The sequence below is a fragment of the Aromatoleum sp. genome (assembly GCF_035254505.1).
Lineage (GTDB): Bacteria > Pseudomonadota > Gammaproteobacteria > Burkholderiales > Rhodocyclaceae > Aromatoleum.
This window is the reverse complement of sequence record NZ_DATFAO010000007.1, coordinates 44039-65709: the sequence shown is the minus strand read 5'-3', so window position 1 is coordinate 65709 and position 21671 is coordinate 44039. Positions and strand designations below refer to the sequence as shown.

Genomic DNA, 21671 nt, shown 5'->3' with positions numbered 1-21671 from the left:
TCAGCGGATGGTGCCGTTGAGGAGCAGGTAGCCCGGAACCCAGCCGGTGAAGATGCCCTGGACGATCGAGGTCCAGGCGGCGAGGCGCGTGAGCGGTTTCTGCAGCACGAGCAGCAGGAAGAACAGTAGCCAGAGGCCGCTCCACGCCGCCCAGGAGGTTCCTAGCCAGAGGTCCCAGTTGCTTTTCGCACCGGCCAGCGTTTCGATGGCGACCGGGACGGCGGAAATGGCGACGAAGAGGCTGAACCAGCCGAGTCCGCGGCCGTCTGCGCCGTTGTGGCGGTTGAAGGCGACCCACAGGTAGGTGAAGGAGAAGAGCAGCGAGAAGGCGGCAGCCTTGATCGAGGCGGCGTCGGCATCGGCGCCGAAGGCGAGCTTGAGCGAGACGAGCAGGGTGACGCCGCCGGTGAAGAAGTTGATCAGCGGGATCTCGCGGTCGCCGATGCGTCCGAGCATCCACAGGCCGTTGAGGATGAGGACGGCGCCGACGTAGAAGAGGGCAAGGCCGAGGAGCATGGTGGGGATGAGGGGTGGCTGGTGAACAGTGCTGCTAAGCCGCCGGGGCCGCATGGGGTATTCGCTCTGGGGCTGCGGAACTCGCGGTACAGCGCGCTTCCGCGCTGTCCGCTCAGACAGTCCTCGCCGCGCCGCGAATACCCCATACGTCCCCGGCTGCGTCGGGAAGGCCTGGAAGGCTCTGTTTATGTCGCGTGGTGCGGGCTTTCAGCGATCCACGTCGATCAGGACCGGGTCGGTGAGCGTCACCTCGTCGCAGTTGTGGCCGTTGCCTGCACGGTCGATGACGACGAAGTCGCACACGGTGTCCAGCGCGAGCAGCGGGTGGTGCCAGACGCCGCGAGCGTAGTTCACGCCCTGATCGCCGCGCGCGATGAATACGCGTAGGTCGTCGGCGGTCGGCGGATGGCCGGCGGGGGCAACGACGACCAGATACGGCCGGCCCGACATCGGCACGAAGGCTTGGCTGCCGAGGGGGTGGCGTTCCATCATCTCGATCGGGAAGGGCAGGGCGCGCGGTTCGCCGCGGAAGATCGACACGATGGCGTGCCCGTCCGGGCCCGGGTCGATTTTCGCGAGGTCGTGGTAGCGCGTCGTGTTGCCGCCGTTGATCGGGAACTGGCGGACCGCGTCGCCGGCCTCGATGACGTCGCCGAAGGGGGCGAAGGCTTCGTGCGTCAGCGGCTCGGCGAGGATGGTCTTCGGCGGAGACACGGTCGCTGCGGAGAGGGCGATCATCGCAGCACTCATTTCTTCACTTTGCCCCACAGGCGCAGGCGCGAGACGCCGCCGTCCGGGATGATATTGAGGCGCACGTGGGTGACGGGGCCGAGCTTGGCGATCTGTTCGGCGAAGCTGTGGATCGCGTCCATCGACAGTTTCTGCTCGGGCAGCAGCACGGGCCAGAACATGCTTTGCGTGATCACGGACTGGTCGGTGCCGCCCTCCACGAACGCGGCCTGGATCGAGCAGCGGTCGGGGTAGTTGCCTTTGAAGTGGGCGGTGTCGACGTCGATCTTCTCGATCGTGCCGGCGGCGCCGAGCTGCAGGATGCACCAGTCGCTGCCCGGCTCGCGGCGGCGGCGGGTTTCCCAGCCGTCACCCATGTTGACGCCGCGGCCGGGCAGGATCAGGTTCGAGGCGGTGCCGAAGTGCGCGTCGTTCCATGCGACGGGGCGGCCGCCGTTTTCGAGTGCGACGAGATCAACGAGTTGATCGCCGACGTTCTCGAACACGCCGACCGGCTGGCCATAGACGCGCAGCCGCGCGATGCCGCCGTCGGGATAGATGTTTACACGCAGGTGCGTGTACGCCGCGTCCGAGTTCGCGCGCAGGAGATGATGGCTGTTGCCGGAGAGCGACGTGGAGGCGAGGATCTCGGTCCATTTCGCGTCCTTCAGCGCCGCGACGTCGTCCGACTCGCACACCGTCGCTTCGATCGACACCGCCGGGGCGTAGTTGCCGGTGAAGTGGCTGGTATCGACGTCGAAGCCGCGGATCGTGCCCTTGCGGCCGAGTTTGACGAGGCACCAATCGTGACCGGTGCTGCGCTTGCGACGGGTCTCCCAGCCGTCCATCCACTTGCCGTTGTCGTCGTACTTGCCGGGGACGAACTGCGCGGGTTCAGGGTTGAGCATGCGCGAGACTTCGGCGAAGAAGTCGTCGGAGGCGTAGAGGGTCTTGGCGCCGATTCGCGGGTTGGCGAGATCGACCGAGCGGGTGGCCCACTCGGGCAGGACGGCGGGCTCGGCGATGCGGATGCTGCCGGTGTTGTGACTCATGATGGTTTCCTGTGTTGGGGTCAGGGGATGGTGGAATTTTTGATCAGGCGTGGGCTTCGGCCGGCACTTGGGCGGCGAGGGGGCCGGCGACGACGGGTTCGGGCAGGGGCTGGGCGGCGAGCGCGTTGAGGTCGATCGCGACGTCGCCGTTGAGCACCTGGCGAGCGCGCTGGCGGTCGATGTCCTTCTCCCAGACGCCGACGACGACGGTCGCGACGCAGTTGCCGATCATGTTGGTCAGCGCGCGGGCCATGCCCATGAACCAGTCGACCGACAGCACGAGCACGAGGCCGATCGCGGGGATCGCGGGAACCGCCGAAAGCGTCGCGGCGAGGATTACGATCGCCGAGCCCGGCACGCCGTGAGCGCCCTTGGAGGTCACGAGCGAGATCGCGAGGATCGTCAGCAGGTCGGTCATCGATAGCGGGGTGTTGGTCGCTTGGGCGATGAAGACCGCGGCGAGCGTCAGGTAGATCGAGAAGCCATCGAGGTTGAAGGAGTAGCCCGTCGGGATCACGAGGCCGACGGTGGAATCCTTGATGCCCATCAGCTCCAGCTTGCGCATCACCTGCGGCAGCACGGCGTCCGACGAGGCGGTGCCGAGTACGACGAGGAGTTCCTCGCGCAGGTAGTTCAACAGCTTGAAGATGTTGAAGCCGGCAAGCCGCAGGATGGTGCCGAGGATGGCGACGACGAAGATCGTGCAGGTCAGGTAGAAGAGGGCGACCAGCATGCCGAGCTGCTTGAGCGAACCGATGCCGTACTTGCCGACGGTGAAGGCGACGGCGCCGAGCACGCCAAGGGGCGCGAGCTTGACGATGAAGCCGATGATCTTGAAGAAGACGTGGGCGAGCGCGTCGATCCCCTGCGTCACCGGACGTCCGCGTTCACCGAGCGCCGCGACGGCACAGCCGAAGAGGATCGCGACGAGCAGCACCTGCAGGATGTCGCCCTTGGCGAAGGCGTCGATGAAGGTCGCCGGGATCAGCTTCATCAGGAAATCGACGGTGCTGTGGACCTGATGGACGCGGTCCGACATGCCGCTGATCTGCGACGCGTCGAGGGTACTCGTGTCCACATTCATGCCGACGCCAGGCTGCAGCGCGAAGGCGAGCAGCACGCCGAGGGCGAGCGCGAAGGTCGTGACGACTTCGAAGTACAGCAGCGCTTTGACGCCGACGCGGCCGACCTTCTTCAGGTCGCCGGTGCTCGAAATGCCATGCACGACGACGCAGAACACCAGCGGCGCGACGATGACCTTGATCAGCTTGATGAAACCATCGCCGAGCGGTTTCAGCTGGGTGGCGAAGTCCGGCCACATGAAGCCGACGAGGACGCCAAGGATCAGTGCGATGACGACCTGGCCAAAGAGGGTCTTGTGAAAACGTTTATGCATGGTTCACCTCGCGAACCTGGATGAAGAAGGCTGCGCCGTCGCAACCGCTCGTTTTGCCGTCTGGCTCGGGAAGCTTGTCTCCTTCCCCCTGCTTCGGCCATCCGTGAAGCGGTCACCCGATGAAGGTGTCTGCCTCCGAATGCGTTCTCAAATGTGTACTGACATGTTAGTTAGCGTGTCACTTATAAGTCAATAAAAAATTTCTTTATGGATCTGCCTCACATCTCAGCCGACATTCTCCCGACGCTCGGCCGCGTGTAACATTTCAGGAAATGCAGGAGGGCAACACTATGAACATGCCGGACGGCGAAGGTTTGCTGCTCGCTGAGAAGGCCTTCAATGCGCTGAAGGCGATGCTTACGGGCGGTCAGCTGCGGGCGGGCCAGTTCGTATCCATGCCCGATCTGGCACGGATGGTCGATCTGCCGCTGGCGCCGGTGCGCGAGGCGGTGAAGCGTGCGGAGTCCGCGGGCTTGCTCAACGTCCTGCCCAAGCGCGGCGTCGCGGTGATGGAAGCGACGCCGGACCTGATCCGCGAATATTTCGATCTGCGCCTGATCTTCGACCAAGAAGGGGCGCGTCGCTTGGTGCGCGGCGGACACGGCGAGCGCCTGGGCGCGCTGCGCGAGGTGCACGTGCGGCTCGTCGAGGCGGCGCGTGAAGGCATTACGCCCTCCTTGCAGCGCGAGGCGATGGCCATCGACTGGTCGCTGCACTCGACGCTATCCGGTGCGCTGGGCAGCGCCACGGTGCGCGAGATCTACGCGCAGAACCGCGACCGCATTTCGGTGATGCAGCACTCGCGGCCGCTGCTGCCCGATCGCATCGTGCCGGCGATGGAAGAGCACCTCGCAATCATCGACGGCATCCTCAGCGGTGATGAGCAGGTCGCGGCCGAGGCCGTGCGCCACCATTTCAGCCAGACGCTGCGCTGGTGGGGGATTTTCAGTTGATTGCAAATATGGCGGAAACCTAAGCGCAGGGAATAGTGTCTCGTCCCTCAGGACATCGCGGATCTGAGGGGCGAGATGTTGGACGATGATTCGATCGACGCGGACTGGCTGGCTTCGCTCGGCCTGGACGAGCTGGTGCCGGCTTCGCTGGCGCACTGGCGCCCGCTCGCCGCGGAAGCAATGTCGTTCTTCCTCGACCGTCTGTCGCCCGACCGGCTCGCTGCCATGTTCTCGGAGCAATCCGCGCTCGGCGTCGACGCTTCGGGGAACGAGCGCCTCGTCCGCCTCCTCGCGCAGTGTCCGACCCTGCATAAGCTCGGGCAGGTGCTCGCCCGGCAGCCGCGGCTCGATCCCGTCCTGCGCCGTCACCTGCAGTCGCTGGAGTCGATGCCGGCAACGGCTTCGCTCGAGCCGATCCTCGGGCGGCTTCGCGACGAGCTGGGCAGCGAGCTTCCCGGTGAACTGGACCCGCACCCGCTTGCCGAGGGCAGCGTCGCGGTTGTGCTCCCTTTCCGTTATCGCGATGAGCAGGGGGCGCAGCGCCACGGTGTGTTCAAGGTGCTGCGGCCCGGCATCGAGGCGCGCCTTGCGGACGAGCTCGCGGCGCTGCCGGATCTTGCCACCTTCATCGAGCGGCGCGCGGCCGAGCTAGGACTGCCCCGGCTCGACTTCCGCGACACCTTGGCGAGCGTCGAACGTCTGCTGAGACAGGAAATCCGGCTCGATCGGGAACAGCTGCATCTGCGTGCAGCGCGCCGCTTCTATCGCGACGAGCCCGGCCTGCTCGTGCCGGCATTACTGCCGTGGTGCACGCCCAGAGTGACGGCGATGGAACGGGTTTTCGGGACCAAGCTCAACGAGGCCGAACTTTCCGCGGCACAGCGCCCCGTGCTCGCCGCCACACTCGTGCGCACTTTGCTCGCGAAGCCCTTCTGGACGCGTCTCGATCCCGCGATGTTCCACGGCGACCTGCACGGCGGCAACCTGCTTGCGACCGAAGATGGGCGGATCGCCGTGCTCGACTGGAGTCTCGTCGCCCGGGTGACCAAGCGGGATCGAGAACGCCTCGTGGCGATCGCGCTCGGCGGGATCACGCTCGATAGCGCGCAGATCCGGCAGGCGATGGCGGAGCTCGCGCGTTGCCCGTTCGACGACCCTGTGCTGGTCGAGGTCGTCGAACGCGCACTCGACGCGCTGGTGCTCGAGTCGCGTGTTCCGGGATTCGACTGGCTCCTGGCGCTGCTCGACGAGTTCGCACTGGCTCGCGCGACCGCCTTTCCTGCAGACCTGGCGGTCTTCCGCAAGAGCTGGCTGACGCTTTCCGGGGTCTTGCATGATCTCGCTGGCCCGGTCGCCGCCGACGTGCCGCTGATCGATGCGGGGCTGCGTCAGTTCGTCGGCGAGCTGCCCGCCCGCTGGGTGGCCCCGCCGTCGACGCGCTCGTTCTCGACCCATGTTTCGAACGCCGACCTAGCCGGTTTCTTCGCGTCGGCGTGGCTGGCGGGACTGCGTTACGGCCTGCGCGCTCGGGAACTCGGATTGCAAGGACTGCGGCAGCTTGCCGGAGGTGCTTTGCATGAATGAATGGCTGGACGCGCTGCAATGGCCTGCGATGGCGACGACGCTGCTGGCGACCTGGCTCATCAGCTCGTCCCGCAGATACAAACGCAACTGGGCGTTCTGGTGGTACATCGCGAGCAACGTGCTATGGGCAGCCTGGGGGTGGCATGACGGCGCTTACGCCCTGATCGCGCTGCAGCTTGGCCTTTTCTTGCTGAATCTGCGTGGGTTGCGCAAGACCGAGTCCAGCGGGTAATCCAGGATCCTCACCCGCGCTTCGGAACCTCGTACCTGAGCTCCACCATCCCTGGGCCGTACTGCTGCACGCCCACCAACTTGAGCGGCGGCGACGTGATCTTGCGCGGCAGCAGCTGCTTGCCCGCGCCGAGCGTGACCGAGCCGATCTGAACGATCAGTTCGTCGAGCAGTCCTGCGTCATGGAACTGGCCGACGAAGTCGCCGCCGCCGACCAGCCAGACGTTCTTCCCCTGCGCTGCCACCCGCATCGCCTCGTGGACCGGCCTGACGTCCCCGCTCACGAAACGGATGTCGGCGCCCGGTACGCGGGGCAGCTCGCGGCTGGAGAAGACCCACGCCGGCTGCTCGTACGGCCACGTCTTGGCGGTCGCCGAATCCGGCTTGACCACATGACGCAGCAACCACTCGTAAGTCGCGGAACCCATCGCGAGGGCGCCGACCTCCTTGATGAAGTCCGCGTAACTCGTCTCGTTGATGTCCGCCAGGGGAAACAGCCAGTCGAGCGAGTCGTCCGGTGTGGCGATGAAGCCGTCGAGGCTTGCGGCCGTGTAGTACTGGGTTTTCATGTCGTCGCTCAGTAGGAGGGGAGACGGGTGGATCTGGCCACGGCGTCGATTTCGACCAGCGCGCCGAGTGGCAGGCGGGAGACCTCCACGCATGAGCGCGCCGGAAAGTTGTTCGGGAAGTAGTTCCTGTATATCGCATTCACCGCTGAAAAATCGTCCATATTGGTCAGATAGAGGGTGACGCGAACGACTTGGGCGAGACTGGAGCCGCCCTGTCGGAGAATGGCTTCGATATTGCGCAGCGCCTGATCGGCCTGGACCACGGCGTCCGCTCCGACCATCGCCCCGGTCGCCGGATCCACCCCTACCTGTCCCGATGTCCAGATCCAGCCGTCCATGACGATGCCTTGGGAATACGGCCCCACGGGGGCGGGAGCGTCCTTGATGAGAATGATCGTCTTGCTCATCGAGTCAAAGGAAACCGATGTGCTTGCGGTCCGGACTGGAAATCACGATCTTGACGAAGCTGTGGGGGATGAAGGCTTCCGACTCGACAGTCGGGCCGTCCTCCTTCGGGCCTTCTGCGACGACATGAAAGTAGTTGCGCGCGGCTTCCGCTTCCCGGCAGTAGAGATACCGGCCGATCTGACCTTCGTGCAGATAGTCCTTCAGAATCGGTCCCAACTCGTCCAGCCCGTCAGCGGTAAGGACAAGGCAAAAGTATTTGCTCGCCACGATAGACCTCGTTCGAAGTGGCAGCGCCGCGTGGCGTCTGCACTCCTACAAGTTAGCAAACGTGCAGGACGCCTGCTATGTGCCGGGCGATGACGCAGGGGAGGGGGGGGCGCGGTTACGGCTTGAGCGCGCGCCCGTGTGTGCGTCGCGGCTAGAATGCTTTTCTGCTTGTTGTGAGTGACGAGGGAATAAAGCCATGACGATCGTACGAGACAAACTGTTTATCGGCGGCCGCTGGGTCGCTCCGGCCGGGACCGGCCTCATCGACGTGATCGATCCGAGCGATGCCTCGGTCTATGCACAGATTCCGGAAGGCGTCGCCGCGGACGCGGAGGCGGCGATTGCCGCGGCGCATGCCGCCTTCGACGCGTGGTCGCGTACGCCTGCGGCGGAGCGGGCGGAGTACATCGAGAAGATTGCCGCCGGCGTCGAGGCGCGGCGCGAGGAGTTGGCCGAGGCGATTGCGCATGAAGTCGGGATGCCGCTGAAGATGGCGGGGCGTTTCCAGGTCGCCGGCCCGGTCGGTAGCTGGAAGCATTACGCGAAGCTCGCCCGCGAGTTCCAGTGGGAGGAGCAGGTCGGCAACTCCTTCGTGGTGCGCGAGCCGATAGGGGTGGTCGGGGCGATCACGCCATGGAATTTCCCGCTCAACCAGATTTCGCTGAAGGTTGCGCCGGCGCTGGCCGCGGGCTGCACGGTGGTGCTGAAGCCGTCGGAGGTCGCGCCGATCAATGCCTTCATCCTCGCGGAGATCATCGAGGCGGCGGGGTTGCCGGCGGGGGTATTCAACCTCGTGAGCGGATACGGGCCGGTGGTCGGCGAGGTGCTGGCATCGGACCGGCACGTGGACATGGTGTCCTTCACGGGTTCGACGCGGGCCGGACGGCGTGTCGCGGAACTCGCTGCGGCGACGGTCAAGAAGGTGGCGCTGGAGCTCGGCGGCAAGTCGGCGTCGATCGTGCTCGACGATGCGGATCTCGCGACGGCGGTGAAGGGGACGGTGTCGAGCTGTCTGCTCAATTCCGGCCAGACCTGCTCGGCGCACACGCGCATGCTGGTGCCGCGCGCGAAGCTCGGCGAGGCGGCAAAGCTTGCGGCGGACGCCGCTTCGGCGTTCAAGGTGGGACCGGCTTTCGCAGAGGACAGCAAGCTGGGGCCGCTCGTGTCGGATGTGCAGCGGGCGCGGGTGATCGGCTACCTCCATCGCGCGATCGAGGAAGGGGCAGAAGTCGTCGCGGGCGGGCCGGATGCCGCGCCGCAGGGCCCGGGCTTCTTCGTCGCGCCGACGGTGCTGGTGGTCGAGGACCGCAAGGCGACGGTCGCGCAGGAGGAGATCTTCGGGCCGGTGCTGGTGATCCTGCCGCACGACGGTGATGAGGATGCGATCGCGCTCGCGAACGACACGATCTACGGGCTTGCCGGCGGCGTGTGGGCGGGCAGCGACGAGCATGCGTTCGCGGTCGCCCGCCGGTTGCGCACCGGCCAGGTCGACGTCAACGGCGCGCCGTGGAACCCGCGCGCGCCCTTCGGCGGCTTCCGTCAGTCCGGCCTCGGCCGCGAGAACGGAGTCTATGGACTGGAAGAGTATCTGGAGTACAAGTCGATCCAGATGCCGCAGAAGAAGTAAGACCGGCGGGCGGGGTCGTCAGACGAGGCCCAGCGCGCCGACGATCGCACCGACGGCGATCATCCACATCGGCGCGAGGCGCGTCTTCAGCGTGACGGCCATCGTCGCGACGATCAGCACGAGAGCGCCTGCGCGGTGCGAGGGTTCGCCGATGAAGGGGAGCGACAGCAGCCAGCCCGTCGCGAACACGAGGCCGACGGTGACCGGCGCGAGGCCGGCCGTGAAGGCACGTACCGCCGGCGTGTCGCGGCGTTGCGCGCCCCAGCGGCTGACGCCGAGCGACAGCAGGGTGGAAGGCAGCAGGATGCCGACGAGGGCCGCGACGGCGCCGAGCACGCCTGCCGCCTGGTAGCCCAGCACCGGCACGAAGAGCACGTTCGGGCCCGGTGCGGCTTGGGCGAGCGCGATGGCGGTCGTGAAGTCGGCGTCGCTGATCCAGCCCCGCTCGTCGACGAGGAAGCGGTGCATCTCGGGCGCCGTCGCCATCGCGCCGCCGATCGACAGCAGCGACAGCATCAGGAAGTGCAGAAAGAGATCGGCGAAGTCGTGCAGCGGGAGCTGGGTCATGCCTTCGCTCCTTCCTTGCGGGCGATGCACGCCCGTGCAAGGCTCCAACCGGTCGCGCCGAGACCGATCACGACCCACGCGAGCGGCACGCGGAAGACCGTGACGGCGACCAGCGTCGTCAGCCCGAGCGCGGCGCACAAGCCCCGTCCCATCACGTTCTTGCGCAGCGTGCCGAGCATCTTGAGCGCCATCGCGAGGATCAGGCCCGCGGCGACCGCGCCCATGCCGCGCAGCGCGCCGGCGATGGCGGGATAGACCGCCAGTTGCTCGTAGCTCGCGGCGAGCGCGATGACGATCAGCATCGGCACGAGCAGCATGCCGGTGATGGCCGCGAGCGCGCCGCGCCAACCGAAGAAGCGGTCGCCGAGCATCAGCGACAGGTTCACGACGTTCGGGCCGGGCAGCAGTTGTGCGACGGAGTAGGCGTCGACGAATTCCTCCCGGCTCATCCATTGGCGGCGGTCGACGAGTTCGCGCTGGGCGACGGCGAGCACGCCGCCGAAGCCCTGCAGCGCGAGCACGGTAAAGGCGATGAAGAGGTCGAGCGGGGAGCGGGGGTGCGGGCGGTCTGACGTCGGACTTGTCACGATGTTCGGGGATGTCTGTTTTCGTTGTGCGGCAGCGGCGAGCTGCCGTGGGCCAGAAAGCTTATCCGAAACGCGCGGGAGAGGGTGCCCGACGGCGATGCTGCTGTTGTCGGCGCGCGGAATACGTTGAAACGCCGCCGACGGGATATTTTCCAGGGACGCACGGTCAACGTTACAGCCGGTGCCGTGGGACCGGGGTTTGTTGCCCGCATTTCCGCAGCGGCGGGCCGCAGCAGGGAACCGCAGAGGCGGCTTGGTCCGCCTGCCGAAGCCGTTCTCCCCACGACGCCGGCGTCGCCATCGCGGCAACAATCGTTTCGACAAGAATCTAGCGATGACTCATGCAAGCTCCGAATCCGAATGCGGTTCCAAAGCCCATCGTGGCGCTCGCACGATGCGCGGTGCCTTGTCGTCGTGCTCGCTGATCGCGATGTTGTTTGCGTCGGGCTCCGCGGCGTCCGCGGACGACGCCCCGCCGCAGCAGGCGACGGCCGACGCCGACGGCGTGCAGCGCGTGGCAATCGTCGGCGGCAGCTACTTTTTCAAACCCGACAAGGTCGTCGCGAAAGCCGGGCAGCCGCTGGAAATCAGCGTCCGCATGGAGCAGGGGATCGTGCCGCACCGCTTCGTGCTGGACGGGCCGAATGGCAAGCCGGCGGCAGAGGTGGAACTCAGTGCGGCACCGAGGACGGTGCGCGTCGAATTGCCGCCGGGCGAGTATCAGTTCTACTGCCCGAATCGCCTGCTGATGTTCAAGAGCCACCGCGAACGCGGGATGACGGGCACGCTGCAGGTGCGGGAGTGACGCGTGCCATGGTTCGTCCTTGCGTTGGCGCTGTTTGTCGGTGACGCAATGGCGGCCGACCTGCTCGCCGAGGCTGCAGCACGCTTCCAGACTGTCCAGACTTACCGCGTGACGCTGCGCTCGCACCCTGCGCAAGGCGAGGCGCAGGTCATCCGCTACGCGTGGCGCCGGCCGGGCTGGATTCGCATGGATTTCGTCGAGCCCCACGATGGCGCGGCGCTGATCTTCGATCCCGGCGCCCATCGCGTGCATCTGTGGCCCTTCGGCGTGGGCCGACCGTCCTTCAACCTCGCTCCGGACAACCGGTTGATCCTGAGCCCGCGCGGGCATCGCGTGGACCAGTCGGACGTCGGCGTGCTGCTCGCGAACCTCGAGGAACTGCGCGCGAAGGGGCGTATCTCGGAGCCCGCCGACGGTGAGCTCGCCGGCCGGACGGTCAGCGTGGTCGAGATCGAAGGTAATCCGGGCGTGAGCGTGCTGGGCGTGCATCGCTACCGCGTGTGGTTGGCGCGGGACTCGCTGTTCCCGCTGAAGGTGCAGAGTTTCGACGCGGACGGCGCGTCGATCGAATCCGTCGACATGAGCGACGCCGAGCTCGACGTCGCGTTTCCCGAGCGCTTCTTCGCGCCCTGAGCCGGAGAGGGGATATGCGCAAGAACAACAGCAATCACTATCACCTCGTCACGCTATGGCGGGTGGACGCGCCGCTCGAAGCGGTCTGGGATGCGATCACCCACCCGGAATGCTGGCCGGACTGGTGGGAAGGCGCGGAATGTGTCGTGTGCCTGGCGGAGGGCGACGAGAGTGGCGTCGGCGCGAGCCAGCGATATACGTGGAAGAGCGTGCTGCCCTATCGCCTGACCTTCGTCAGCCGCGTGACGCGTGTCGAGCATCAGCGGCTGCTGGAAGGCCACGTCGAGGGGGAGCTCGAAGGCATCGGGCGCTGGTTGTTCGACCGCGACAACGGCCAGACGCTCGTGCGCTACGAGTGGAAGGTGCGGACGACGCGGCGCTGGATGAATCTTCTCGCACCGCTGGCCAAACCGATTTTCCGCTGGAACCACGACGCGTTGATGCGCGAAGGCGGTCTCGGCCTCGCACGCTACGTGCATGCCCGCCTGGGATCGCAGGCGTCTTCCTGATGGAGTCTTCCGTGCGACAGCGATTGCTGGCAAAACTGAGGCAGGTGCAATGCCTGCCGGTGCAGGCCGCGGCGGCGGCGATTTTCGCGGGCACGGTGGCGACCGGCGTGCAGGTGCTGTTGTGGTTGCTCAGCGCGACCCCGGTGTTCGAGACACTGCTTCGCGACGCCCGGCTGACGGCGGCGATCATCATGGGGCAGCGGGTTCTCGCCGGAGATCCGGTGTGGCGCGGCGACGTGATGCTGATCGCGACGCTGATCCATTTCGGCGTCAGCTTCGTCTGCGCCGCAATCGCGCTGCCGATCGCGAGGGAGCTGGGCCGCCGCTCGGCGCTGCTTGCCGGGGCGGGATACGGGCTCGCGATCTACGCGGTCAACCTGTATGGCTTTACCGAAGTGTTTCCCTGGTTCACGGTGGCCCGCGGCTGGGTCACGATCGCGGCGCACCTCGCGTTCGGCGTCTCGCTGGTCGTCGCGTGCCGCTGGTTCGATCCGCCGAGGGAAGCAGTCAAGGACTTATCCGATCCGCGAACTCGTCGGGGTCCTGGAATTGCCGGCTGATCGCCTGCACCTCGTCCCAGGCCGAAAGGAAAGCGTCGACGCAGGCCGGATCGAAATGCGAGCCGCGGCCTTTTTCGAGTAGTTCCCGGGAGGCTGCGAAGGTCCAGGGCCGCTTGTAGGGGCGGGCCGAGGTCAGCGCGTCGAAGACGTCCGCGACGGCGACGATGCGGCCGAAGATTGGGATGTCCTCACCGGCGAGTTTGCGCGGGTAGCCGCTGCCGTCGTACTTCTCGTGATGCGTGTGCGCGACTTCGGCGCCGACGCGCAGGACCGGGGCATTGCTGTCGCACAACAGGTCGTAGCCGTGGCGGGCGTGCATCTTCATGATTTCGAATTCGGCCTCGGTCAGTCTGCCGGGCTTGAGCAGGATCGCGTCGGGGATCGCGATCTTGCCGACGTCGTGCATCGGCGCGGCGATGAAAAGCGTTTCCTGGTCGGTCGCCGGGAGTCCGAGCACGCGCGCGATGAGGCGCGAGTAGTACGCCATCCGCTGGATGTGGCCGCCGGTTTCCGGGTCGCGGAACTCGGCCGCGCGCGACATTCGGCAAACGAGTTCCTGTTCGCGCTCGAGGATGGTCGCGGTGGCCTTGCGGATCTCGCTGGCCAGCCACTCCGCGCGGTTCGCTTCACGCTTGGTCGCGTTGCGCAGCATCAGCATATTGCGCGTGCGTACCGCGAGCTCCTTGCCATCGATGGGCTTGATCAGGAAGTCGGTGGCGCCCGCTTCGAGGGCAGCGTGCCGCACCGTGCGTTCGTGGTTCGCAGTGACCATGAGGATAGGCACCTCGCGCGTCGCTTCATGCGCGCGAAGCCGATGGATGATGTCGATGCCGCTGATGCTCGGCATCATGTAGTCGACGACCACCATGTCGGGCGTATTTCCCAGGCAATACGCCAGGCCCTCAGCCGGATCCGAAAACGCTTTCGGGTCGCACAAGTCGTCTCGCGCCAGCAGGTGCCGCAGCAGCGTCAGGTTGACAACATGGTCATCGATGATGACGACGCTGGCACGCGGCGCGGGCTCCTCGTTTTGTCGCGTCATGTGTGGGGTGCCCTTTTAGGTGCTGGTCGATCCATTGAGGGGGCGATGTGCTCCGATACCGTCTTGAACGACCGCTGGCCTCGGCTTTCTGGACAGCGCGTTCACGATCACGTCGACGGCGGCCTGAAGTTGATCGAGCGTGCTCTTGTCCGTCCCTTCGGGATTGGACTCGATCCACTGCGCAACGTTGGCAAGATCGCTCATGCCCAGCAGCCCGAAGGTGCTCTTGATGTTGTGCGCCGCGTGGCGCAGCTCCGGCCAGCTGCGCCGGCGCGATGCCTCGCGCACACCCGCGAGGTCCATCGGCAGATGCACCGCGATCACCTTTCCGACCACGCCGACCAGTTCCGGGTCCAGTCCGTCGAGCGCCGCCTCGATTGCAGTGGGGGAGACGCTGACCGCCGGTGGCGACGCCGACGCGGCCGGCAGGGCGACGCCACCGCGCGCACCGTAGTGTTCGAGCAGCCGATGCACCGCGTGCCGGTCGATCGGCTTGGCGATGTGGTCGTCCATCCCGGCTTCGAGGCAGCGCTTGCGGTCTTCGCTCATCGCGCTCGCCGTCATCGCGATGATCGGCGTTCGCCGTTGCGGAGGCTCCGAGGCGCGGATGAGGCGTGTTGCGTCGATGCCGCCCATCACCGGCATCTGCATGTCCATGAACACGATGTCCCAATGCATCGTCGGGAAGAGGTCGACGGCCTCCTGCCCGTTTGCGGCCAGCGTGACGCTGTGGCCCCACATCTCGAACAGTTCGCGGGCGAGCTTCTGGTTGATCGGATGGTCTTCGACGAGCAGGATCGATAGGTGGCGTTGATGTTCCTTCAGGGTGTGGCGGGTGACGAGTTCCGGTTCGGTGCCGGCCGCGCCGCCCGGTTCCCGCGGCGCGAGCACGCGCGTCAGCGTGTCGCGGAGTTCAAGCGGCGTTGTCGGCTTGCTCAGGTAGGCCGCGAGGCCGAGCTCCCGGCAGCGTCGCGCGTCTCCCTTTTCTCCCCGGGCCGACAGCATGACCATCTGCACCGCGCCGCTTCGGCCTTCGCGCCGCACCGCGTCGGCGAAACCGAATCCGTCGAGGACAGGCAGCGCGGAGTCGATCAGGATGACGCGGTAGGGACATTCGCCAGGTGGCGCGACGCGGCATTTCTCCAGTGCTTCGTTGCCGTCGGCCGCTTCGTCGACCGTGAAGCTCCACGCGCGCAGCCACTGCGCGAGGCTGCGCCGCTGGGCAGGGTCGCCCTCCGCGACCAGCGCGGGCACGTCGGGCCAGGTCGAGAGCGGCGGCAAGGCTTCGCCGGCCGTGTCCTCGCCCGCGACACGCTGCATGTCAACGGTGAAGTGGAAGGTACTGCCGCGTCCGATCTCGCTTTCGAGCCAAATTCTCCCGCCCATCAGCCCGACCAGCCGTGAGCAGATCGCCAGGCCCAGTCCGGTGCCGCCGAAGTTGCGCGTGGTCGAGGTGTCAGCCTGGTCGAAGGCCTCGAATACCTTCTTCTGTTGCGTGCGCCCGATACCGATGCCGGTGTCCGCCACCGAGACGTGGATGATGCAATGCCGCTCGTCGCTGGCTTCGGTCGTCGCGCGTACCGTGATCGATCCGGTGTCGGTGAACTTGATCGCGTTGTCGCACAGGTTGGTCAGGATCTGCCGCAGTCGGCCGGGGTCCCCCGAAACATAGGCGGGCAGATCGTCGGACAGTTCGCAGTCGAGTTGCAGGCCCTTCTTGCCCGCGCGGATGGCAAGGCATTTAAGCGTTTCGGAAATCGCGAGCCGCAGGTTGAAGGAAATGTGCTCGACGACGAGTTTCCCGGCCTCGATCTTGGAGAAGTCGAGAATGTCGTTGAGGATCACGAGCAGTGACTCGGCCGAGGAGCGGACGATCTCGAGATGCTCGCGCTGGTTCGCTTCGAGCGGGGTATCGAGCACCAGTTCAGTCATGCCGATGATGCCGTTCATCGGCGTGCGGATCTCGTGGCTCATGTTGGCGAGGAAGTCGCTCTTCGCCCGGTTGGCCGCTTCGGCCGCGAGCTTCGCATCCTGCAATTCCTCTTCGACGCGCTTGCGCTCGGTGATGTCGGTCCGGATTGCGATGAACTGGGACAGTGTGCTGTCGGCACCGGCGAGCGGAACGATGGTCGCGTTCACCCAGAACGCCGATCCGTCCTTCGCCCGATTCTTGATTTCCCCGTGCCACACTCGCCCCGACAGAATCGTGCGCCACAGGTCGGCGAAAAACTGCGGAGGGTGATAGCCGGAATTGACGAGGCGGTGATTCGTCCCCAGCAATTCCTCTCGCGAGTAGCCGGAGATCTCGCAGAAGCGATCGTTGGCGTAGGTGATGCGCCCGGTGCGATCCGTGATGCTGACGATGGCGTGCTGGTCGAGCGCGAATTTCTGGTTGTCGAGCGCCCGGCGGCTGGCCTCCCGTTCGGTCACGAGATCCCGGATCAGGACCGATACCGCCTCGATGTCGTCGGGCACGTTGCCGTTTGCGCTGGGATTGGCCGGCAGGATCGATTCGAGCAGCGAGCGCAGCGAAGTCATTGCCTTTTCGCGCGTCGCCAGTTCCTTGCGCAGCGTGTTCGAGGTGTCTGCCAGGACTTCGAACATGTGGCGGAACTCGGCCGGAACTTCGTCGATGAGTTCGGCACTCGAATCCACCCCCTGTGCCTGGTCACGCTCGAAGCTCTGCACGCGTTCGAGCGTGCCTAGCCAGCGCTTCAGGGGAAGCCAGATCAGCAACAGGCCCCCGGCGACACTCGCGGCCGCGAGCGCGAGCGCTGCGCGAAACAGCTCCCATAGCTCTCCCGCGATCTCGTCGACGTCGAAAGTCAGGCGCAAGACACCGAAATCCACGCCGCCGACCACGATGTTCCGATTCACGTCGTACAACTGCTCGGCCACTTCCTGCCGCAGCCATTGTGGCGGAACCCTGTCGGGCGGCTGCGACTTAAGGGTGCGGATCGTTCCGCCCTGCAGATCGATGAAGGCGCCGGATTCGAAGGGCGAGCGCAGGACTGCGTTGTCCAGCGTGCGTTTGATCGTGTCGTAGTCACCGATGGCGGCACTTTCGCCAATGACCTGCGCGACGACCTCGACCATCATGGTGGCCGAGTCCTGCGCATCCTGGATGTTGCCGCGGAACTGGTAGCGGTAGAAGACACCGAGGCCCAGGCTCACGAACAGCAACAGCGTCAGCAAGGTCAGCGCATAGACGCGAGCGACGAGCGACTTCGGGAGCAAGCGGTTCATCAGCGACATCGCAATCCTTCGCCAAGCGCCGAACGGCGCTCAGCGCAGCAAGGCCGGCGCGGAATCGTAGAAGCGGCGATAGTTCGCGAAATCGGCCTCGGTGGCCGGAATGAAGTACGAATCGGCCGCAATCCCCACCTCCATCGACGCTCGGTGCAAGATCTCGCGGCCGCGCGGATCCTGATGCATCGACGTGAACGCGTCCGCGATGGCCTTCAGGTCCTTGTCCGGGACCTTGGACGACGCCATCAACGCAAGGTCGTGATACGGCTCGGAGGTCCACAGCACGCGAAAGTTCTTGTGCTCCTTCACGGTGTAGGCGTCGATCAGGAAAGAGTTGCTGCCGACCGCCTTGGCCCTGCCGGCGAACATCTGCGCGAAGGCCGCGTTCTGGTTGCCGCCGAAGACGACTTTGACGTCGATGCCCTTCGACAACAGGTGGGCGTAGGGCACCTTGTAGCCGATAAAGGCTTCCGGCCCGGCGAATGCGACTTCCTGGTCCCGCAGTTCTTCGAGTGTGGTGATCGGTGAGTCGACCGGCACCGCGATCGCGCCGCGGATCTCAGAGGGTTGGCGTCGGCCGAATACTTTCCAGCCGAGGCGGCGGCGTTCCGGGCTGAAAAGGTGGTTGCTGAAGACAAACTCCACTTCCTGCGCGAGCACGTAGGCCGTCGTGTCCGCCGAGGTGCGGCCGATCTTCAGTTCGAGCTGCAGGCCGCTCTTTTCCGAGACATAGTTGATGATCGGGTTCCAGTACGCGACCGTCTTGTTGATGTCCCATTGGTTGACCGGCGAAAAGCGATAGACGGGCTGCGCATGGGCCGCGAATACCGAGCACAGGACGGCCAGGCCAAACATCACGCGGTGGATCATGCAATGCTCCCCGGTAATGATTTCTATCCGCAATTATAGGTAGCGTTCCGGCATTTGCCCGGCCGCGACCGGCGGTGGAAACCACCGGAGGCTGCGCATCTCTAACAGTACGGAACAGAGGGGAAAAGAATTCTCTCGATACGGAGCCCGTGATGCGTAAAGCTCTTACCCTGGCGTGCGTCGCCGTTCTCGTCGGCTGCACCACTCCCGCCCAGCGTGCAGCGCAGGTCGAGCGCGAAGTCGATGAAATGATTACGGTCTATGGCCCGGCGTGCGAAAAGCTGGGCTACGCGGCCGACTCGGACCCGTGGCGAGATTGCGTGATGCGGCTCAACGCGCGCGATCACTTCGACCGCTACAGCCGCATGCCGACCACGACGAGCTGCATCGGCCATCGCGGCTTCTTCAACTGCACGACCTTCTGACGGCCGGCCCGGCGCCGTCTCTCTAGCCTGGACCCGGCGACTTCAGGTTGGGCTGTGCGCTGTTGATCCCGCGCCGGTCGCGCACCACCGCGATCGTCACCCCGTCTCGCACCACTTCCGCGACGACGCGGCCGGTGACGGCGAGGTGGCAGTTCATCTGCGTCGGCGAAACGAAGAAGTCTGCTGCGAGCCAGTCGGTCGTCATCGTCAGGCCGGGCGCCAGCCACGCCGCGGCTTGCACCGGCTCGGCACAGGCTGCGACGGTGTAGGGGTGCGCCAGGGGGCCGGAGCCCAGGACGTAGGCGTTCAGCAGCCCCGTCGCTTCCCGCAGGCTGCTTGCCCAATAGTCCTCTTCCCAGCGCCCTTCGGCGCCGCGCAGGCCGCCGATCAGATCGTTGTACTCGAGGTATTCGTAGGGGTGCAGGTCGATGAGCGTGGCCAGATGAACGAAGGCCAGCAGCAGACAGGCACCGAGCGCGACCGCATTCACGCCCGGCCAGCGCTGGCTCAGTCGCCACGCCGCCTGCAGCCCGGCTGCCGCAACGACCGCGAGCGGCGGCAAGAGGAAGGTGAAGTGGCGGATGCCGTTGTAGAGCGGCGGCGCTGCGATCAGCGCGTAACCGAGCGGGACCGCCGTCGCGAGCAGGACCGGCAGCCACGGCAGCGCCTCGACACGTTCCCGCTGCACGACGAATAGCGAGGGCAGCGCACGGACACCGACGACGAGCGCCAGCACGATGCCGAGCAGGAAAAGCTCGGGCAAGCGTACGAGGAGATAGTCGAACAGATAGGTGCCGGGCACCGCACCGATCTTCATCACGACGCCGTCGAGGATCGTGTCGAGGTTGAAGGCGAAGTGCGAAAAGGTGCGCATCGCGACAATGAGGTTGTCCGGCGCCATCACGACCCAAGGCCAGAAGAGGATCGCCAGGGCCGCGGCGAGCAGGCCCGCCGGAACGAGTCCGAGCACCGCGCGGCGCAACACTGCGGCACGCGACGCGAGATCGTGGCCGCCCATCCAGGTCGCGGCCGCCACGGCGACGCCCAGGTAGAGGAGGGCGAACACCGCGCCGACCCGCAGGCCGAAGGCGCAGCCGATCGCGAGGCCGAGTCCAGCGACGTCCCGCGCCCGCACTTCCGGCAGCCGCGCCGCGAAGCGGGTCGTGAAATATACGGCCCAAATCATCGTGGCCGCGAACGGCACGTCCTTGGTGTGGGTGAACATCGCGCCCGTCCAGGCACCGGTCAGGGCCAGTAGCGCGAGGGCGATCAGGCCGGCCGTCTCGCCCATCAGCCGGCGCGCGAGCATCCAGGTGCCGGCGAGGCCGAGCAGTCCGAAGGCGGCGGACAGCAGGTGGCGAAGGTCCCAGACGTTCATGGGAACGACGCGTTCGAGCGTCGCCGCGATCAGGTCGAAGAGACCCCCGTAAAGGTACAGATTCTTGTAGGCGAACGCGCTGCGGTCCGCGAAGCCCGACAGGTAGAAATCGAGCAGCATCCGCCCGTACGTGTGTTGCACCTCTTCGTCGTTGCTGATGCCGTATTGACGGAATGCGAGGAGCGCAAAGAAGCCGAGTGCGATCAGCAGCGCAAAGGCAAGGCGCCTGATGCGCGCCGGAGCGACTGCCGGCAGGGCTTGCGCCGCAGCGGGTTGGGTGGCGACGTCGAGCATGCGATTCACGGGCGGGCTTCCCGGCGTGGCGGCTCATCCTGAGCATTGCTGCGATGACGGTTCTGGCAGGGATTCCTCATGGGAAGGCTCGGGCGGATCACGAATACGCAAGTAAACGTATCGGGCCACATCGTCGTTGACGAGGGCCCACTAAAGATTTCGTTGTCGGAGTCCGCCCGACGGGGAGGATTGCTACTTGCATCCTTGTACTATGCTACAAAGATCACGCAGTTCTGCCCCAGCAATGCCGGATCATTGATGACAAACCAGTTCTCCACGCTTGCCGCCAGAATCATCGAGACCGCGCCGGAAGCGATCCTCGTGGTCGGTCCCGATGGGGGGATCTTGAGCGCGAATGCGCATGCCTCGGAGATCTTCGGATATTCCGCGGACGAATTCGCGGGGATGTCCATCGAGAACCTGATGCCCGAGCGCTACCGCTACGGACATGTCGCGCTGCGGACCGGATTCACGGACCAACCCGCGCCGCGCATGATGGGGAACAATCGCGAGCTTCGTGGCCTGCGCAAGAACGGCAGCGAGTTTCCAGTCGAGGTAGGACTCGGAACGATGCCCGTCGGGGAGGGGCAATGCGTCGTCGTCTCGATCGCCGACGCGAGCGAACGCAGGCGATTGCAGCAGGCGATGCTCCATCGCAACGAACAGCTCTCGGAACTGCTGGCGGTCAGGACGACGGAGCTGCAGGACAAGAACCGCGCGCTGCAGGCACGCACCGAGGAGCTGGCGGCGGCGTTGCGCCGCTTGTCCGAAGCCGAGCGCCGCAAGGTGGAGCAGGAGCGCCGGCGCCTGAGCCAGGAACTGCACGACGATATCGGCCAGATGCTTGCGGCGCTGTGCCTCAACCTCGAAATGGTGCGGCGCAAGTGCACGGCTCCCGAGGCCCGCATTCCTCTCAACAATGCGCTGCAGATCGCCGACAGCATCATGCAGGGGGTGCGCGACATCGTGCATCAGCTACGGCCGCCGCAGCTGGACGACCTGGGCCTCGCGGCGGCGCTGCGCTGGCACCTGGAGCGCGTCCGCCAGACCTCCTTCCTCGCGCCAACCTTGTCCGAGGATCTCGGAGCCATTCGTTTGCCGCCGGAAATCGAGCTCGCCTGTTTCCGCATCGTGCAGGAGTCGGTCACCAATGTGCTTCGGCACGCGAGCGCGACGCGCGTGGATGTCGAGGTGAGGCTCGGGCCGGAACTGATCGAGCTCAGCATCGCCGACGACGGGATCGGCTTCGACACGGTCGCCAGCCTGCGCCCGCCGGCCCGCAGCGACCGCCTCGGCCTGCTGGGCATGCAGGAACGGGTGTGCGGCTTGGGCGGGAGCTTCGAAGTCGTATCGACGCCAGGCAAGGGATGCCGAGTTTCCGCCCGCATCCCGATCGCTTCCCATGCGCAGGAGCCCTGAC

Annotated in this window: 23 protein-coding genes; 10 read left to right on the top strand and 13 right to left on the bottom strand. The window is 65.9% G+C overall.

Annotated elements, in window-relative coordinates:
- The 4 genes from VJ673_RS00930 to VJ673_RS00915 all read right to left on the bottom strand — a co-directional run bounded on the left by VJ673_RS00930 (position 1) and on the right by VJ673_RS00915 (position 3693).
- Entirely contained in the window at positions 1-516 is a 516-nt protein-coding gene (locus tag VJ673_RS00930) for an AmiS/UreI family transporter (RefSeq protein ID WP_324124128.1), read from the bottom strand.
- A 207-nt stretch (positions 517-723) separates the two neighbouring features.
- Positions 724-1254: an ureidoglycolate lyase gene (locus VJ673_RS00925; RefSeq protein ID WP_051071691.1), complete on the bottom strand. Its 531-nt coding sequence runs from the start codon at positions 1252-1254 to the stop codon at positions 724-726.
- Between the two features lie 8 nt (positions 1255-1262).
- A complete protein-coding gene (alc, locus tag VJ673_RS00920) occupies positions 1263-2297 on the bottom strand; it encodes an allantoicase (RefSeq protein WP_324124127.1) in 1035 nt (344 codons plus the stop codon).
- A 43-nt stretch (positions 2298-2340) separates the two neighbouring features.
- A complete protein-coding gene (locus VJ673_RS00915) occupies positions 2341-3693 on the bottom strand; it encodes a C4-dicarboxylate transporter DctA (protein WP_324124126.1) in 1353 nt (450 codons plus the stop codon).
- 290 nt (positions 3694-3983) lie between these two features.
- On the opposite strand from VJ673_RS00915, the gene VJ673_RS00910 reads away from it, so the two are divergent.
- The 3 genes from VJ673_RS00910 (at position 3984) to VJ673_RS00900 (ending at position 6462) form a co-directional block, all read left to right on the top strand.
- Complete coding sequence (locus tag VJ673_RS00910; protein WP_324124125.1) at positions 3984-4646, top strand: GntR family transcriptional regulator; 663 nt, start codon at positions 3984-3986, stop codon at positions 4644-4646.
- A gap of 75 nt (positions 4647-4721) precedes the next feature.
- Entirely contained in the window at positions 4722-6230 is a 1509-nt protein-coding gene (locus tag VJ673_RS00905) for an AarF/ABC1/UbiB kinase family protein (RefSeq protein WP_324124124.1), read from the top strand.
- Positions 6223-6462 carry a hypothetical protein gene (locus VJ673_RS00900; protein WP_324124123.1) on the top strand — a complete coding sequence of 80 codons (240 nt, stop codon included), beginning with the start codon at positions 6223-6225 and terminating at the stop codon, positions 6460-6462. Before VJ673_RS00905 ends, VJ673_RS00900 begins: the two co-directional genes overlap by 8 nt.
- A 10-nt stretch (positions 6463-6472) precedes the next feature.
- Here VJ673_RS00900 and VJ673_RS00895 read toward each other — a convergent pair whose 3' ends face one another.
- The 3 genes from VJ673_RS00895 to VJ673_RS00885 are packed head-to-tail and all read right to left on the bottom strand — an operon-like array spanning position 6473 to position 7705.
- On the bottom strand, positions 6473-7030 hold the full coding sequence (locus VJ673_RS00895) for a dihydrofolate reductase family protein (protein WP_324124122.1): 558 nt from the start codon (positions 7028-7030) through the stop codon (positions 6473-6475).
- 8 nt (positions 7031-7038) lie between these two features.
- A complete protein-coding gene (locus tag VJ673_RS00890; protein WP_324124121.1) occupies positions 7039-7437 on the bottom strand; it encodes a Rid family detoxifying hydrolase in 399 nt (132 codons plus the stop codon).
- A 4-nt stretch (positions 7438-7441) separates the two neighbouring features.
- A complete protein-coding gene (locus VJ673_RS00885) occupies positions 7442-7705 on the bottom strand; it encodes a hypothetical protein (protein WP_324124120.1) in 264 nt (87 codons plus the stop codon).
- Positions 7706-7901: 196 nt separating this feature from the next.
- On the opposite strand from VJ673_RS00885, the gene VJ673_RS00880 reads away from it, so the two are divergent.
- Positions 7902-9332, top strand: a complete 1431-nt coding sequence (locus tag VJ673_RS00880; protein WP_324124119.1) for an aldehyde dehydrogenase family protein — start codon at positions 7902-7904, stop codon at positions 9330-9332.
- 18 nt (positions 9333-9350) lie between these two features.
- On the opposite strand, the gene VJ673_RS00875 is transcribed toward VJ673_RS00880, so the two are convergent.
- On the bottom strand, positions 9351-9899 hold the full coding sequence (locus tag VJ673_RS00875; protein WP_324124118.1) for a chromate transporter: 549 nt from the start codon (positions 9897-9899) through the stop codon (positions 9351-9353).
- Positions 9896-10486, bottom strand: coding sequence for a chromate transporter (locus VJ673_RS00870; protein WP_324124117.1), 591 nt, complete (start codon positions 10484-10486; stop codon positions 9896-9898). The genes VJ673_RS00875 and VJ673_RS00870 overlap by 4 nt, the downstream gene beginning before the upstream one ends.
- Positions 10487-10820: 334 nt before the next feature.
- Here VJ673_RS00870 and VJ673_RS00865 point away from each other — a divergent pair, with 334 nt between their 5' ends.
- Genes VJ673_RS00865 through VJ673_RS00850 form a run of 4 tightly spaced genes read left to right on the top strand, consistent with a single transcriptional unit; the run spans position 10821 to position 12993 of the window.
- Positions 10821-11291 (top strand): cupredoxin domain-containing protein, encoded by a 471-nt coding sequence (locus tag VJ673_RS00865; protein ID WP_324124116.1) that lies wholly within the window; start codon positions 10821-10823, stop codon positions 11289-11291.
- A 3-nt stretch (positions 11292-11294) separates the two neighbouring features.
- Entirely contained in the window at positions 11295-11924 is a 630-nt protein-coding gene (locus VJ673_RS00860) for a hypothetical protein (RefSeq protein ID WP_324124115.1), read from the top strand.
- Between the two features lie 14 nt (positions 11925-11938).
- Positions 11939-12433, top strand: coding sequence for an SRPBCC family protein (locus VJ673_RS00855; protein ID WP_324124114.1), 495 nt, complete (start codon positions 11939-11941; stop codon positions 12431-12433).
- A 23-nt stretch (positions 12434-12456) separates the two neighbouring features.
- Positions 12457-12993, top strand: coding sequence for a hypothetical protein (locus VJ673_RS00850; RefSeq protein ID WP_324124113.1), 537 nt, complete (start codon positions 12457-12459; stop codon positions 12991-12993).
- Here the strand turns inward: VJ673_RS00850 and VJ673_RS00845 are convergent.
- From VJ673_RS00845 to VJ673_RS00835, 3 genes are read right to left on the bottom strand one after another with little or no spacing between them, the layout of a single operon-like run.
- Entirely contained in the window at positions 12941-14035 is a 1095-nt protein-coding gene (locus VJ673_RS00845; RefSeq protein WP_324124112.1) for an HD domain-containing phosphohydrolase, read from the bottom strand. The genes VJ673_RS00850 and VJ673_RS00845 overlap by 53 nt on opposite strands.
- A gap of 15 nt (positions 14036-14050) precedes the next feature.
- Positions 14051-17281 carry a hybrid sensor histidine kinase/response regulator gene (locus tag VJ673_RS00840; protein WP_324124111.1) on the bottom strand — a complete coding sequence of 1077 codons (3231 nt, stop codon included), beginning with the start codon at positions 17279-17281 and terminating at the stop codon, positions 14051-14053.
- Between the two features lie 39 nt (positions 17282-17320).
- Entirely contained in the window at positions 17321-18154 is an 834-nt protein-coding gene (locus VJ673_RS00835) for a phosphate/phosphite/phosphonate ABC transporter substrate-binding protein (protein WP_324124110.1), read from the bottom strand.
- Positions 18155-18306: 152 nt separating this feature from the next.
- Between VJ673_RS00835 and VJ673_RS00830 the strand changes: the two genes are divergently transcribed.
- A complete protein-coding gene (locus VJ673_RS00830) occupies positions 18307-18579 on the top strand; it encodes a hypothetical protein (RefSeq protein ID WP_324124109.1) in 273 nt (90 codons plus the stop codon).
- Positions 18580-18601: 22 nt separating this feature from the next.
- Here the strand turns inward: VJ673_RS00830 and VJ673_RS00825 are convergent, their stop codons facing one another.
- The gene (locus VJ673_RS00825; protein WP_324124129.1) at positions 18602-20251 is read right to left on the bottom strand and encodes a glycosyltransferase family 39 protein; all 1650 of its coding nucleotides are present in this window, start codon (positions 20249-20251) and stop codon (positions 18602-18604) included.
- A 258-nt stretch (positions 20252-20509) separates the two neighbouring features.
- Here VJ673_RS00825 and VJ673_RS00820 point away from each other — a divergent pair, with 258 nt between their 5' ends.
- Positions 20510-21670 (top strand): PAS domain-containing sensor histidine kinase, encoded by a 1161-nt coding sequence (locus tag VJ673_RS00820; protein WP_324124108.1) that lies wholly within the window; start codon positions 20510-20512, stop codon positions 21668-21670.
- Position 21671: the final 1 nt, after the last annotated feature.